General features: G+C 69.3%; 12 protein-coding genes. 4 read left to right on the top strand and 8 right to left on the bottom strand.

Translation table 11 applies throughout. The annotated features are described in order from the left end of the window. Positions 1-93 precede the first annotated feature (93 nt). Positions 94-1,548 (bottom strand): family 43 glycosylhydrolase, encoded by a 1,455-nt coding sequence (locus ACZ6QO_RS37380; RefSeq protein ID WP_465858178.1) that lies wholly within the window; start codon positions 1,546-1,548, stop codon positions 94-96. 694 nt (positions 1,549-2,242) lie between these two features. Between ACZ6QO_RS37380 and ACZ6QO_RS37375 the strand changes: the two genes are divergently transcribed. The 3 genes from ACZ6QO_RS37375 (at position 2,243) to ACZ6QO_RS37365 (ending at position 5,104) form a co-directional block, all read left to right on the top strand. Further along, a complete protein-coding gene (locus ACZ6QO_RS37375) occupies positions 2,243-3,616 on the top strand; it encodes a ricin-type beta-trefoil lectin domain protein (RefSeq protein ID WP_465858177.1) in 1,374 nt (457 codons plus the stop codon). A gap of 194 nt (positions 3,617-3,810) precedes the next feature. Further along, positions 3,811-4,254 (top strand): VOC family protein, encoded by a 444-nt coding sequence (locus tag ACZ6QO_RS37370; RefSeq protein WP_465858175.1) that lies wholly within the window; start codon positions 3,811-3,813, stop codon positions 4,252-4,254. Between the two features lie 181 nt (positions 4,255-4,435). Beyond that, entirely contained in the window at positions 4,436-5,104 is a 669-nt protein-coding gene (locus ACZ6QO_RS37365; protein WP_465858173.1) for a flavodoxin family protein, read from the top strand. On the opposite strand, the gene ACZ6QO_RS37360 is transcribed toward ACZ6QO_RS37365, so the two are convergent. From ACZ6QO_RS37360 to ACZ6QO_RS37335, 6 genes are read right to left on the bottom strand one after another with little or no spacing between them, the layout of a single operon-like run. Further along, positions 5,047-5,583 carry a hypothetical protein gene (locus tag ACZ6QO_RS37360; protein ID WP_465858171.1) on the bottom strand — a complete coding sequence of 179 codons (537 nt, stop codon included), beginning with the start codon at positions 5,581-5,583 and terminating at the stop codon, positions 5,047-5,049. The two genes, ACZ6QO_RS37365 and ACZ6QO_RS37360, sit on opposite strands and share 58 nt — an antisense overlap. After that, positions 5,573-5,965 (bottom strand): carboxymuconolactone decarboxylase family protein, encoded by a 393-nt coding sequence (locus ACZ6QO_RS37355; protein ID WP_465858169.1) that lies wholly within the window; start codon positions 5,963-5,965, stop codon positions 5,573-5,575. The genes ACZ6QO_RS37360 and ACZ6QO_RS37355 overlap by 11 nt, the downstream gene beginning before the upstream one ends. Beyond that, complete coding sequence (locus tag ACZ6QO_RS37350) at positions 5,962-7,176, bottom strand: MFS transporter (RefSeq protein WP_465858167.1); 1,215 nt, start codon at positions 7,174-7,176, stop codon at positions 5,962-5,964. The genes ACZ6QO_RS37355 and ACZ6QO_RS37350 overlap by 4 nt, the downstream gene beginning before the upstream one ends. Positions 7,177-7,183: 7 nt before the next feature. Next, positions 7,184-7,696: an aromatic-ring-hydroxylating dioxygenase subunit beta gene (locus ACZ6QO_RS37345; RefSeq protein ID WP_465858166.1), complete on the bottom strand. Its 513-nt coding sequence runs from the start codon at positions 7,694-7,696 to the stop codon at positions 7,184-7,186. Then, positions 7,693-9,012 (bottom strand): aromatic ring-hydroxylating oxygenase subunit alpha, encoded by a 1,320-nt coding sequence (locus tag ACZ6QO_RS37340; RefSeq protein WP_465858164.1) that lies wholly within the window; start codon positions 9,010-9,012, stop codon positions 7,693-7,695. The genes ACZ6QO_RS37345 and ACZ6QO_RS37340 overlap by 4 nt, the downstream gene beginning before the upstream one ends. After that, positions 9,009-10,181, bottom strand: a complete 1,173-nt coding sequence (locus ACZ6QO_RS37335) for a glycosyltransferase (RefSeq protein ID WP_465858162.1) — start codon at positions 10,179-10,181, stop codon at positions 9,009-9,011. The genes ACZ6QO_RS37340 and ACZ6QO_RS37335 overlap by 4 nt, the downstream gene beginning before the upstream one ends. 1,094 nt (positions 10,182-11,275) lie before the next feature. On the opposite strand from ACZ6QO_RS37335, the gene ACZ6QO_RS37330 reads away from it, so the two are divergent. Beyond that, a complete protein-coding gene (locus tag ACZ6QO_RS37330) occupies positions 11,276-12,730 on the top strand; it encodes an arabinofuranosidase catalytic domain-containing protein (protein ID WP_465858160.1) in 1,455 nt (484 codons plus the stop codon). A gap of 150 nt (positions 12,731-12,880) precedes the next feature. Here the strand turns inward: ACZ6QO_RS37330 and ACZ6QO_RS37325 are convergent, their stop codons facing one another. Further along, a complete protein-coding gene (locus tag ACZ6QO_RS37325) occupies positions 12,881-13,183 on the bottom strand; it encodes a hypothetical protein (protein ID WP_465858158.1) in 303 nt (100 codons plus the stop codon). Positions 13,184-13,867: the final 684 nt, after the last annotated feature.

Genomic DNA, 13,867 nt, shown 5'->3' with positions numbered 1-13,867 from the left:
CCCCACCCCACCTCCCCCCTCTCACCCCCTGGGCACCCACACCCCCCCCCCCCCCTCCCCCCCCCCCCCCCCCCCCCCCCCAGGCGGGGAGGGTCACGGAGCGACCGGGGCGATCCCCGTGAGGGTGGGGCGGATCTTGTTGATCGATCCGTCGGCGGCGAAGGTCATCGCGTCGATGCACACCTCGCGGTGGGTGCCGTCGCCGCCGGGAATGCGGAAGCGGTGGTAGGCGATGTACCACTCGTCACGGCCGGGGACCTTGACCACCGAACTGTGGCCCGTGCCGAGGATTCCCGCCGTGGTGTCCTTGGCGAGCACGGGGCTGCCCGCCGCCTTGGTGAACGGCCCCAGCGGGGACGACGAGGTGGCGTAGTCGACGCGGTAGTCCTCGCTGCGGGTGTCGTTCTCCGAGTACATGAGGTAATAGGTGCCGTCGCGCTTGAACACGTTGGACGCCTCGCGGAAGCTCGCCGGCGTGATCCGCGTGGGAGCGGTCGCGAACGCCGTCATGCTCGCGCTCAGCCTGGCCACCTCGGCGTTCCCCGAGCCGAAGTACAGGTACGCGGTTCCGTCGTCGTCGATGAAGACGTCCGGGTCGATCTCCTGCTCGCCGTACTGGCCGGTGCTGACCAGCGGGCGGCCGAGCGCGTCGGTGAACGGCCCCGACGGGCTGGTGGACCTGGCCACGCCGATCTGCTGACAGGCGCTGAAGTAGAGCCAGTACGTGCCGTCGCGGTAGGCGATGGTCGGCGCCCACGCCCTGGCGTGGCACCAGCTCACGTTCGCCAGGTCCAGCACCACGCCATGGTCGGTCCAGCTCACCAGGTCGGGAGAGGAGTACGCCTTGAACTTCGTGGAGCCCCAGTCGGCGTAGCCGTCGCTCGTGGGGTAGATCCAGTACTGCCCGGCGAGGTACCGCACCTGCGGGTCGGCGTTGTAGCCGGGCAGCGCGGGGTTGTGCGCGGTGGAGGCGTCGACGCGCACCAGGCGCCACTGCTGGTTGGCGCCGTTGTTGTCGGTGTACTGCGAGATCACCGCCCCCTCGGCGGTGGACCGGCCGTAGACGTCCAGCACCTTGCCGCTGTTGCGGTTGACGAGCTTGACGAAGCCGGAATCGGTGTCGACCGGCCTGAACTGCTGGTTGACGCCGTTGTTGTCGGTGTACTGGATGACCTTCGCCCCGTCGGCGGTCGAGCGGGCGGCGACGTCGACGACCTTGCCGCTGTGACGGGCCCTGAGCCGGTAGTAGCCGCCGCCGGAGTCGACGAACTGCCACTGCTGGCCGGCCGCCGTCCCCGTGGTGTACTGCACGATCTGCGCCTGGTCGGCGGCCGAGCCGTCCTGCACCGCGAGCGCCTTGCCGCTGAGCCGCGACACGACCTGGTAGTACGCCGTCGTGTCGATCGTCGCGGCGTCCGCGGGCCGCGGCAGGACCACGGCCGTGCCGAGCGCCATCGCGACCGCGACGCAGAGCCGCCACCACGCTCTCGTCCCTGACGCGGTACCGCGGCGCCGGCGGGACACGACACGACGTGAGAACCCGGTCACGGGCGCTCCTCTCGACGCAGGAGGACAGGCGGCCGGCGCCACCGCCGTACGGCGTCATGGTCGCTCGCGCGCCGGCGCACCCGTCCGAGGCGGTCCAAACGCGGTCTCCCGGTGCTTGGGTACCCATTACGTTCCGCACGGCGAGGCTCGTCAAGACCTTAAGCGGGCTTATCCGGGAACGCGCACATCGGCGCATCGGCAATTGCCGGCGTCATCGCCGCATTGATCAGCGGAGATTCCGATCCGCCGCGCGGGAGAAATGGCCGGTCCCGGATGACGCGCGCCGAATGTTTCATACTCATGACCCGATTTCTCGGCGTCCGGGGGGCGATAAGGACGCGCGACGCCTCCTTTCCCGGGAGCGGAAGAAGGGACGCCTCCACGGCGCACAGGGCGTCGCCGCCGCGTACCGTCCGTGGCCGAAACGATTCGACGACCGGACGCTGAAAGTTTCACGGCGGCGCGACGGCGGCCGCCGGAGTCGCTCGCCCTGGCCACACGCGGCAGCGACGGGTCGCCGCGCCGAAAGGGCCCGCGACGCCCGCGGGGCCGAGCCTTGACAGGCGTCGTCACGGTCATATGTGCTCCGCTGCACCGTCGCCCGACCATCCAACGCCCGCACCACCGGAAAGGTGGAGGAAATGGCTTTCCCTGTTACGTGCGCCATCATGACAACGGCAAAGGAATTCGCGTGATGTCGAGGAATAGGTCCCTCTTCACCGCCATCGCGGCCGCGGCACTGCTCGTCCTCACCGCGCCGGCGCAGACGGCGCTGGGAAACAGTGCGAGCACATCGTCCACCGGGCGGAGCGCTCTCGACGCCACCGCGGGTTGCGGCAAGACTCCGACGCTGAGAAGCGGCACGCAGTCGATCACGAGCAGCGGGAAGAACCGCAGCTACATCCTGCGGATCCCGGACAACTACAACAACAACACTCCCTACCGGCTGATCTTCGGATTCCACTGGAACGGCGGCACCGCCAACGACGTCGACTCGGGCGGGACGAGCGGGTATCCGTGGTCGTACTACGGGCTCCGGGCGTTGTCGAACAACACCTCCATCTTCGTCGCGCCTCAGGGCATCAACAACGGCTGGGCCAACTCCGGCGGCGAGGACACCACCTTCGTCGACGACATGCTCCGGCGGATCGAGTCGGACCTGTGCGTCGACACCTCGCTGCGCTTCGCCATGGGCTTCAGCTACGGCGGCGGCATGAGCTTCTCGCTCGCGTGCAACCGGGCGACGGTCTTCCGCGCGGTGGCGGTCTACTCCGGCGGGCAGCTCAGCGGGTGCAGCGGCGGCACCGAGCCCGTCGCGTACATCGGGCTGCACGGCCTCAGGGACCCGGTGCTCAACATCTCCACGGGCCGGTCGCTGCGCGACAGGTTCGTCCGGAACAACGGCTGCACGGCGCAGAACCCCCCGGAGCCGGCACAGGGCAGCCTGACGCACATCGTCACGTACTACTCGGGATGCCGGGCGGGGTACCCGGTCGCATGGGCGGCGTTCGACGCGGGTCACACCCCCAATCCGGTGGACGGGAAGTCCGGCGACCTCGAACCCGGGGAGAACTCCTGGACCAGGCCGGTGGTGTGGAGCTTCTTCACGCAGTTCGGAGGCGGCACCCCGACGCCGACTCCCACGCCGACTCCCACGGTGACGCCCACGGGCAACCCGCCGGCGACGAGCACGATCAGGGGCACCGCCTCGAACCGGTGCCTGGACGTCAACGGCGCCTCCCAGTCCAACGGCGCGCTCACCCAGATCTGGGACTGCCACGGTCAGACCAACCAGCGGTGGACCTCGACCGCGTCCAGTGAGCTGCGGGTCTACGGCAACAAGTGCCTGGACGTCAACGGCGCCGGCACCGGCGACGGGACCAGTGTGATCATCTGGGACTGCAACGGCCAGAACAACCAGAAGTGGCGCTTCAACAGCGACGGCACCATCACCGCCATCGGCGCCGGCAAGTGCCTGAGCCTCGCCAACAACGGCACCGGCAACGGCACGAAGGCGCAGATCTGGACCTGCAACGGCTCCTCCGGCCAGAAGTGGGCCCGCGTCTGACGGTCTGCGACGGCCGGCACGACCTGCCACACCCACGCCGGCGGCGCCTGGACGAAGGCGCCGCCGGCAACGGTCGACGGCTCGCGCGCGACCGCGGGCCCGCAGGATCCACCGGAGACGCCGCGGCCGTTCCCTGGAACGGCCGTTCGGTCCTCGCCGAGACGGCCTTCCCGTTCTTCCGACATGCTGAAGGTATGGAGCAACAGGTTCACTTCATCACCTTGTCGACGCGCGACCTCGACGCCGCCCGCGCCTTCTACCGCGGCGGCCTGGGCTGGACGCCGCTCCTGGACGTGCCCGGCGAGATCATCTTCTTCCAGGTGGCGCCTGGGATGGTCCTGGGACTGTTCGACGCCGAGAAGTTCGTCGCGGACATGCACGGCACGGCGGCCGACGGCGAGCTGGGAGGCCTCACCCTGTCGAACAACGTGCCGGCCCCCGCCGACGTCGACGCCACCGTACGGCGCGCCGTGGAGGCGGGCGGCACGCTGGTCAAGCCTCCGCAGCAGGCGGGCTTCGGCGGCTACCACGGCCATGTCGCCGACCCCAACGGTGTGGTCTGGGAGATCTGCCACAACCCCGGCTGGCGAGTCGACGACACCGGCCGGGTCCACCTCGGCCCGGAGGAGACCGAGTAGCCACGGGCGGCCTGGAACCCCGGGCGCCCGACGGCGGCGCGTGCGCGTGCCCGGGGCTTTCCAGCCCTTTCGGTGATGTCCGATCATGGGTAGGTTGAGGCTGCCTCAGTGTGGCCGCCACGAGGGCTCGTCAGGTGGCCGGTCTTGGGTGGCGCCGAGCGAACAGGGGAGCCCCTTTCACATGAAGATCGTCGCGTTATCCTGCACACAGAAGCGTCTTCCGTCGCTGACCGACGCGTTGCTCGACGCGGCGATCACCGGCGTCGTCCGGGAGGTCGGCGACGCCGAGATCCAGCGCATCCGGTTGATCGACCATCGCATCGCGATGTGCGAAGGCGAGGACACCTGCCTTGATCCCGAGGTGGGCCGGTGCACGCTCGACGACGACTTCGAGCATGTCGTCGATCTGGCCGAGGGCGCGCAGGGGATGCTGCTCGCCATGCCGGTGTACGCGGGGAACGTGCCCGCGGTGCTGAAGATCTTCCAGGAACGCCTGAAGAGCTACATGAACGCCGGCCGGCGCCCGTTCGGCAACCTGCTGGTGGGGACGATCGTGCATTCGCGCACGATGCTGACCGAGCCCGCCCTTGGATCGCTGTTCCCGTGGTACCTGCGCCTGCGGAACAAGAACGTGGCGTCGGCGTGCTTCAGCCAGCACGGTCACCAGGACCTCACCCGCACCGCGGCGTTCGACCTGTGTGTGGCCGTGGGCCGGCAACTCGGCATGACGCTCGACATGACGCTCGACGGCGGCCGGTCACCGGCCGGCGACCGTACGGCGCTGCCGTTGGTTCAGTCACCCTCCCGTCCGCGGTGCGGTGACCCGGCCGCGTCCTCTCCTGGAGCGTGAGAGGATTCCGCGCGCCAGGTGCATCCGTCGCCGAGCTGTTCGCACGACACCGTGACGTCCGGTTCCACGTAGCGGGCGGCGATGGCGGTGTTCAGCTCCTGGCAGTACGCGCACGGTGACGAGAACGTCAGCACGACGCCGGCGCGGGCGGCCTGTTTGCGGTACCGCAGGATCCCGCAGTCGGCGTTGCGCAGGACGGTGCCCGAGGGCCGGGACTCAGTGGTCACGGCCGAGTCGTACAGCAGCAGCTGACGCTGCAGCCGGGTCATGAAGTGATCGGTCGCGGACACCTCCGCGGGCCGCTGCGCCTGCAGCAGCTTCGCGGTGATGCGGGAGTTCGCCTGGATCCACGCGGTCAGGCCTTCCTCGCCGTGCTCTCCCAGGACGAACTCCTCCGCGGCCGCCTGGGCCTCGAAGAACCGCTGGCGCCACAGGTCGGCCTTCTCGTCCGGGTCGAGGGGAGCGGGTTCACCGGTCATGGTCCGCGTCCTCCCCTGTGGCGCCGTCCAACTCGGCGAAGACCTCCTGGGCGACGCGCAGCCCGTTGTTGGCGACCGGCCAGCCGCCGTAGTAGGCGAGCTGGATGATGACCTCGATGATCTTCTCCCGGGACATCCCGAGGTGCAGGGCGGCGCCGATGTGGCCGCGCAGCTCCCAGTCGGTACGCGCCAGCGCGACCGCGGTCAGCGCGACCAGTTCGCGCTCCTCGACGCTCAGGTGCGGGCGGGACCAGATCTCGCCGAACAGGTGGTCGACGGTGATCTGCAGGAACTCCGGGTGGGAACCCGGGCGCGGCGCGCGGCCGAAGACCTGCTTGAACATGGCCTCACCCCGCTCATGACGGTCAGACGGCTCGTTCATCGATCAACTCCTTGGTTGTGGCCAACGGTTGTCAACGTCCACGACGCCACGAAGGCGACGGCCAGCAGCGCGGCGCCGCTGCCGAAGGCGGCCGGAACACTCACCCGCTCGGCGATGAGCCCGGCGACGACCGGTCCGGCCACGGCGCCGACATCGATGCACATCGAGAACACGGCGACGCCGCTGCCGGCCCGGCCGGCGACGACGTCACCGACCAGCGCGGCCGGCGCGGCGTTGAGCAGCGCCGTTCCCGCCGCGTACACACTGAGCAGGACGACCAGCCAGGCGTAGTCGTCCACGAACACCAGGGCCGTGATCGCCACCGCGGACACACCCGTGCCCGCGATCATGGCGGGCCGGCGGCCGGCGCGATCGACGACCCGGCCGGCCGGCACGATCAGCAGCGTCTGCACGACGGTGGAGATCGTGAACGCCCACCCGACCCACGTCACGTCATGCCCCCACGCCACCACCACCGCGGGGACCAGTGCGCCGCGCAGGCCGAACAGGACCCACCCCTGCGCCAGCGCCGCGAGGCAGGCCACCACGTAGCGCCGATCCCGCAGCAGCTCCGGCAGCCCGGCCACGTCACGGCCGCGCTCCGCGCCGGCGGTTCCGCCGGCGCGGAGCACCGTCAGGGTCAACGCCGCGGCGGCCAGCAACAGCCCGGCGTAGACCAGGAACGGCGCGGACAGGGTGATGGAAGCGAGGAACCCGCCCAGCGCCGGCCCGCAGATCCCGCCGAGCACGAAGCCCGTCTCGAACACGGCGCCGGCCCGGCCCCGCTGGTCGGGCGGCGCGACCGCGAGCAGGGTCGCCAGCGCGGACACCGAGAACAGCACCGAGCCGACGCCGCCGAGACCGCGGAACACCAGCAGCTGTCCGTAGGACCCGGCGAACGCCATCAGGGCCGAGGACAGCGCGCTGAGCAGCAGGCCGGCGATCAGCACCCGCCGCTCGCCGAACCGAACCCCGAGCCGGCCGCACAACGGGCTGGTGGCCAGCCGCAAGAACGCGAACAGAGCGACGATCGCTCCGATCTGGACAGGCCCGGCCCCGAACGTCGCCGCGTACACCGGCAGCACCGGGACCACCAGCCCCAGGCCCAGCATGACGCAGCCACCGACGACGCTCAGGACGTAGACCTCGCGCGGGAGACGCGGCCGGGCGGCGGCAACGGGTGGGACGCTGCCGGAGCCGGCCGCCGTCACCGTCCGCTCACAGGATGATGCTGAGCTTTCCGTGCTCGTACAACGTCTCGTGGTCGAGGACCACGACCCGTCTCCTGACCCGGAAGGACTCCCCCTCGACGACGAGCTCGTACCGGCATTTCCCGACGTAGGCGTCAGAGCGCCCGTGCCCGAACCGGTACACGACGACGTTCGCCGCCACGTCGAGATGCGTGCCCCGATCGGTCAGGACCTCCACGTTGCTGATCATCCGGTTCGTCCGCGACCGAGGGTTCTCGCACCACACCTCGCCGCTGAGGAGCTGCTCGATCCGCTGGCGCAGCCGGGCGGCGTCGTCGTCGATGAGCCCGAGCGCGTCGGCCTTCTCGCCGCGGACGTCGGTGGCGGGCACCGAGTAGCGGATGTCGTCGGTCAGCATCTCGTCGTACCACTCGAGCAGGCGCCACTCGTCGAGCAGCCGCGCCTCGCGGAAGAGGAACTGGCCGACCCGGTGCCATAATCGCACCTGGGCCGCCTCGTCGACCGTCAGTTCGGTGGTCATCGTGGTTCTGCCCCCTGCATCTCGGCCCGGTGAACGACGTCGAGGTGACCGTCGTCGCCGTGCATCAGCCGGTCCCACTGCCGCCAGAACTCGCGGGCGGGAAGCTCGTCGGTCGTCTCCGGGACCTCCTTGTTCATGCCGCGCGACAGGTCCGAGTAGCGGACCGTGCGGTTGAGATAACCCCGCTGGCACGACTCGACGATCTCGATGTCGTCGGGGGTGGCGAAGCCGGCGGGGCCGAGGAACGTCAGATAGTGACTCTTGCGGAGTTCCCGGATGTCCGGGTCCTCGTCCTTGGGGGCCAGGGCGACCGAGGTGATGGCCATCTGGCCGGCGCCGACCGGGTCGATCTTGCGGATCGTGATCGCGATCGCGTCGATGATCATCAGGTTGGGGAAGATCAGCACCGCGCGATTGGTGCCGGTGATCCGTTCGGCGCGTTCGGGGCCGAAGCGTTCGACGAACCGCGCGGCCGTCGCCTCGATGCGCGGCCGGACCTCTTCGCCGAACATCGGCGTCCAGTAGGCGAGCGGGCGGGCCGCCGCCGGCGGCAGCTCGTTGGCCCCGTGCCCGAGGCCGAGGGCGCGGCCGAATCCGCCTCGCCGCCGTGGCGGCACCGACCCCAGCGACTCCATGTAACCGACGTAACGCTTGTGCAGGGCCCGGAAGTGGTAGATGTCGACGCTGTTCTCCATCATGAGCTTCCAGTTGGCCTTGGCCCCGTGGAGTTGCGCGCCCTGGATCACCTCCATCCCGACCTCGGACTGGTCGTCGATCAGATCGAGGTACTCCGTCGCGCCCGCCAGGTACTCGGTCAGGGTGCGCGGCTGCTCCGGATCGAAGGTGACGAACACGAAACCGCGATAGCCGTCACTGCGGTGCCGCGCCAGGCCGAAGTCCGCCTTGCGGAAGCCCGGCCCGTACCCGTCCGGGAGCGGGACCCCGACCAGGTCACCCTGGTTGGAGAACGTCCAGTCGTGATACGGGCACCGGAACGATCTGGCCTCCCCGGCCGGCTGCGAGCAGATCAGCGCACCGCGGTGCGTGCAGCTGTTCGCGAACACCCGGATCACCCCGTCGGACCCGCGCGCCATGATCACCGGGCGCCCGCCGACGTCGCGTGACACGTAGCGGCCCGGCTCGGGCACCTCCGATTCGTGCCCGACGTACAGCCAACAGCGATCGAAGATCCTGGTCATCTCCTGTGCGGCCACGTCCTCGTCGGTGTAGGCGCGGCGATCCACCTGGAACGAGAGGCGTTCGAGGTCATCGACCACGATTCGGTCGCCCACCGGCCGCCGCAGTTCGATCGTCACTGCTCCCCCTTTCGCTTTCGCTGTAGCGTCTCGACCGTGCCGATGACCAGCTCGGCCGTGCGCACGGCGGAATCGCCGCACTCCGGCTGCGCGGCGCGCAGCCGCGCCCGGTAGTCCCGGGCGGGATCGAGCAGGTCGGTGACGGCGTCGGCGACCTGCCGCTCGGTGACGCCGGCCGGCTCCAACGACGTGCCGAAGCCCGCGCTGCCCACGAAGTACGCCTGGATGGGCTGGTCCACGGCCAGCGGGATCACCAGCATCGGCGTCGCCGCCCGAATCGACTCCGCCACGGAGTTGTATCCGCCATGCGTGATGAACACGTCGGCGCGCTCCAGCACCTCACGTTGCGGCACATACGGGGCGGTGAGCACTTCGGCGGGCAGTGCGAGCTCCTCGGCGAGATCGCCTACCGCGGCGATCACCTGTGCGCCGGTCGCCGCCGCCCCGATGATCACCGTGCGCAGCAGGTCCGGCCGCCGGTAGAAGATCGTGCCGAAGGAGACGTACACCACCGGGCGGCCGGGGTCGATGCGATCGAGGTGCGGGAAGGCCACCTCGTCGCCGCGGGTCCCCGCCGCGCCCGGCAACCCGACCAGCTGGACACCGTCGTCGGTGACCGCGTCGTCCCCGACGAGCGAGGGGATCGTCGGCATCAGATTGAGGATCGGCGAACGCGCCGAATGGGTCCGGGTCGACCACAGCACGCCGTGCCTGGTCAGATAGTCGCCGACCTGCTCGTCGTACGGCCAGCGATTTCGCCGGTGCTCCCTCGGGCACACTCCGCCGAGGTTGGCCCAGATCATCCCGTACGGTACGCCGGACGCCTGTGCGCCGACCATGGCCGACGCCGTGACCGGCAGCGAATCGACGAGCGCGAAGTCCGGGGCCGTCGCGCGGAGCACGTCGGCCGTCTGGTCCGCCACCGGCGACGACTGGAGCATCGGGCCGATCTTCAGCGGGTCGCCGCTCCACGGCGCCATCTCGACCTTCCCGATCGAGTGGACCCGCGTCGCGCCCAGGGCCTGGCGACGCTGTTCGTCGAGCGCGCCGCCGTCCGCGGACAACAGCAGCAGCTCAACCTCGCTTCCGGCCTTTCGGAGCGCATTGACCACCGGAATATACGGGTTCAGGTGACCATGCTGGGTCGTGGTGAGAAGGGCGACGCGCATCACATCTCCAGTCCATCGAAAGAAGACGACCAGGCCGACTCGATATCTGTGGCCCTGAATGCATCACGGCAGCCACGACCGCGACACCTCCAGCCTTCGAGAACGAATCAAGACGGCGACGCGCGAACGGCGAAATTTCGCTCCGGACAGGCGAGAAAGCCCGGCACGCGAAAGGGACCGTCGACGTCGCGGTACTGCTACGAGGCTCCACGCATTGCCCATCCTCGCTGAGGGGACACATTGATCGACGCTGCTCGGAACGACCTCTGAATAACCGGGGTCACCACTTGCCCTCAGGCAGTTTCGCAAAGCCCGCCGGAATGCGCAATCGATCGCGTCTCGCGACTGTCAGTCACCATCACTCTGCGGTACGCGACTTGGACCGCGTCCACCTGCCCGAATAACCGGTGAACACGACGGACCATTGCCCTTCGCGCCTTGTGCCGCCGATTCGATCGGCTTCCGCCATTCGCACTCCTTTCGTTTTCCGACCACGGAAGAACCGATCCACGAGGCGCACCGGGGAAGCATGAGCACTGCGGCGGGATATCTTTTCAGGCGCTCCGATATTGGCGATTTGAACGTGCTCTGACACCGGTCCGACAGTACGGCGACAGCGGGTGAGGCCGCAAGAACCCTCCGGACCCGGCATGGGAGTTCCGCCGGAATTCCTGGTACGCGGCCCAGCCGGCCGGTCCGGCGCCGCCGCCGGCGCACTCGGCCTCCATCGTCGCGGGCCGGCCGCCGCCATCGAGCCAGCTCCGCCCGACAGAATCACGCCATTTCGGAGAAACTTTCATCACCGGACGGAATTGCCGGCGGTGCGACCCGGCCTGGTCAGAGCCGGTGCGGCCGGGGAAAGCGGCGAAGACGACCGACCCGGCCTCTTGACGGGTCCCGCTGAGTGCTGTGAGATGCGGCCACACCCCTGGTTGACCGGAAATAAGAGGAACTCCGGCTTATGGTCGGCTGTTAGCGCTAACAACGATCTTGCGGTTCGCCTGCCGAGCATTTCCACTCCCGACGAAAATGCACGCAACACGGCCTGCCAGCGTGATGTTAGCGCTAACAGAAAGCGAGAGAGGGCTCCCCCCATGCTTCTTCGAAACCTGAGAAAGGCGGCCCTGACGGGCACCGGTCTGCTGCTCGCCGCCGCCGGACTCGTGGGCTCCGGCACGGCTCAGGCGGCGACGTCCCAGCCGTGTGACATCTACGCCGCGGGCGGCACGCCGTGCGTGGCCGCGCACAGCACCACCCGGGCGCTGTACGGCGCCTACAACGGGCCGCTGTACCAGGTCAGGCGCTCGTCCGACAACACCACCCGGGACATCGGCGTCCTCAGCGAGGGCGGGGTCGTCAACGCCGCCACCCAGGACTCGTTCTGCGCCGGCACGACCTGTCTCATCACGATCATCTACGACCAGTCCGGCCGCAACAACCGCCTCACCCAGGCGCCCCCCGGCTATTGGAAGGGTCCCGCCGCGGGCGGCTGGGACAACCTCGCGAACGCGACCGCGGCGCCGATCACCATCGGCGGCCAGAAGGCCTACGGCGTCCGCGTGGAGCCCGGCACCGGCTACCGCAACAACAACACCAACGGTGTGGCCACGGGCGACCAGCCGGAGGGCATCTACGCCGTCGTCGACGGCACGCACTACAACCAGTGGTGCTGCTTCGACTACGGCAACGCGCAGACGGACGGCCAGGCCGACGCCCCCGCCATCATGGAGACCGTCTACTTCGGCGCCAACAAGCAGTGGGGCTACGGGGACGGAGCGGGCCCCTGGATCATGGCCGACCTGGAGTGGGGGCTGTTCTCCGGGGTGAACGCGGGCCACAACACCCTCCCGTCGATCAACCACCGTTTCGTCACGGCCATGGTCAAGGGCGAGCCGAACCACTGGGCGATCCGGGGCGGCAACGCGCAGTCCGGCGGCCTGACGAACTACTTCGACGGACGGCGCCCCAACGGCTACAACCCGATGAAGAAGGAAGGCGCCATCCTGCTCGGCATCGGCGGCGACAACAGCGTCTCCGCCCGCGGCACCTTCTTCGAGGGCGTGATGACCTCCGGCTACCCGACGGCCGCCACCGAGAACGCCGTGCAGGCCAACATCACCGCCGCGGGCTACGCTCCGGCGGGCGGCGGCAACCCGCAGCAGGGCGTCCAGATCGTCGGCGGCCAGTCCAGCCGGTGCGTCGACGTACCGAACAGCAGCACCACCAACGGCACCCAGGTTCAGATCTGGGACTGCGGCAGCGCCACCAACCAGCGGTTCACCTACACCTCGGGCAAGCAGCTGCAGGTGTACGGCAACAAGTGCCTGGACGCCTATGGTCAGGGTACCGCGAACGGCACCCAGGTGATCATCTGGGACTGCAACGGCCAGACCAACCAGCAGTGGAACGTCAACTCGAGCGGCACCATCACCGGAGTGCAGTCAGGACTGTGCCTCGACGCCAATGCGGCCGCCACGGCCAACGGCACGAAGCTCATCCTGTGGTCCTGCAACGGGCAGTCCAACCAGCAGTGGAGCCTGCGCAACTGACCCGTCAGCGGTGAGAGCCGCCGCGATGGCCGGCCAAGGCCCGCCCATCGCCGTGAGCCGCCGTGCCCGGGGTGTGTCGGAATCTGGTCCCCCACCTCACCCCCGGGCACGGCACCACCGCCGCCCACGCCTCGGACCGGCCGCGGTCCCTCAGTCTTCGCCGTTGTAGGCGCGCAGTTCGCGGCGTGCCCGGCGGCGGTCGCGGCGACGCTCCTGCCGCCGGAAGCGGTTCCACTCCCGGCTACCGTCGTAGCCGCCGTAACAGCACCAGAAGTAGATGGCGGCCCGCCAGTGACAGCCGCCCGTACGGTGGTCCAGATCCACGCTGTCGGCGGTGACCTCGTCGGGCAGGGTGCACGGCCCGAACCGGTGATCATGCACGGCGCGGCAGGTCACCATCGGCGCGTCGGCGATGCGCACCCACCAGGGCCGGGTCTTGTCGGTCTTGCTCATACGGTCACCTTTCGGCTCCGTGACGCCCCGGGCTGGGGCCGTCATGAGACCGGATGCACCGTGATCACCTCCGAGTTCGCGCCCGACATATCAGGATCGCCAGCGACGTCGGCGCTCGCACCTCCTGATCTTCACGCTACCGCCGGCCGCCGGATCGCGCGCGACCATCACGAGAGAGGACGGAGGCCCCGTTCACGGGAGCACGGACGCCGGCTTGCCAGGCCCGACGCTGTTAACGTTCACATACCGCCCGTCCACCGAGCCCCTCTCCCCGGACGGCCGGGGCGGCGCGACAGAACGAATACGCGGAGAGACCCCTGGCAACAGACGCCGGTCGCCGGTCGCGGCACCCCGAGGTCGCGGACACCTGCCCAAGATACGGAATCATCCCGCTTCGGCACCGGAAGGCCTCCGCTGAAATTTTCACCGGTGAACGCTTTTCACCTTGCTTTCCCGAACAGCCGGGCGGCCGATGATTGACCGCGCAGTTGTTATCGCTCACACTGCGGTGACGCCGATGTGACCTTCACTTCCCCCGTGGATACAGGACGCGCGTTCGGCGTCCCCTCGACACGAACCCGGATCCCGCCGACACGCCGCCCCTGCCGTCTGACTATCAGCGCTGACATCCGTTGGAGCTCTGATGCAGTCCCCCCAGCCGAGCCGTCACCGGCCGCCGCGGGC

Source organism: Sphaerisporangium sp. NPDC049457, assembly GCF_055586705.1.
Note: the sequence above shows the minus strand (reverse complement) of the source record. Positions and strands in the feature narration are given on the sequence as shown.

Excerpts from the sequence above, each read along its gene's own strand:
- ACZ6QO_RS37345 (WP_465858166.1), bottom strand. The coding sequence starts at position 7,696 with ATGACCACCGAACTGACGGTCGACGAGGCGGCCCAGGTGCGATTATGG.
- ACZ6QO_RS37360 (WP_465858171.1), bottom strand. The coding sequence starts at position 5,583 with ATGACCGGTGAACCCGCTCCCCTCGACCCGGACGAGAAGGCCGACCTG.
- ACZ6QO_RS37330 (WP_465858160.1), top strand. The coding sequence starts at position 11,276 with ATGCTTCTTCGAAACCTGAGAAAGGCGGCCCTGACGGGCACCGGTCTG.
- ACZ6QO_RS37355 (WP_465858169.1), bottom strand. The coding sequence starts at position 5,965 with ATGAACGAGCCGTCTGACCGTCATGAGCGGGGTGAGGCCATGTTCAAG.
- ACZ6QO_RS37325 (WP_465858158.1), bottom strand. The coding sequence starts at position 13,183 with ATGAGCAAGACCGACAAGACCCGGCCCTGGTGGGTGCGCATCGCCGAC.
- ACZ6QO_RS37335 (WP_465858162.1), bottom strand. The coding sequence starts at position 10,181 with ATGCGCGTCGCCCTTCTCACCACGACCCAGCATGGTCACCTGAACCCG.
- ACZ6QO_RS37375 (WP_465858177.1), top strand. The coding sequence starts at position 2,243 with ATGTCGAGGAATAGGTCCCTCTTCACCGCCATCGCGGCCGCGGCACTG.
- ACZ6QO_RS37365 (WP_465858173.1), top strand. The coding sequence starts at position 4,436 with ATGAAGATCGTCGCGTTATCCTGCACACAGAAGCGTCTTCCGTCGCTG.
- ACZ6QO_RS37370 (WP_465858175.1), top strand. The coding sequence starts at position 3,811 with ATGGAGCAACAGGTTCACTTCATCACCTTGTCGACGCGCGACCTCGAC.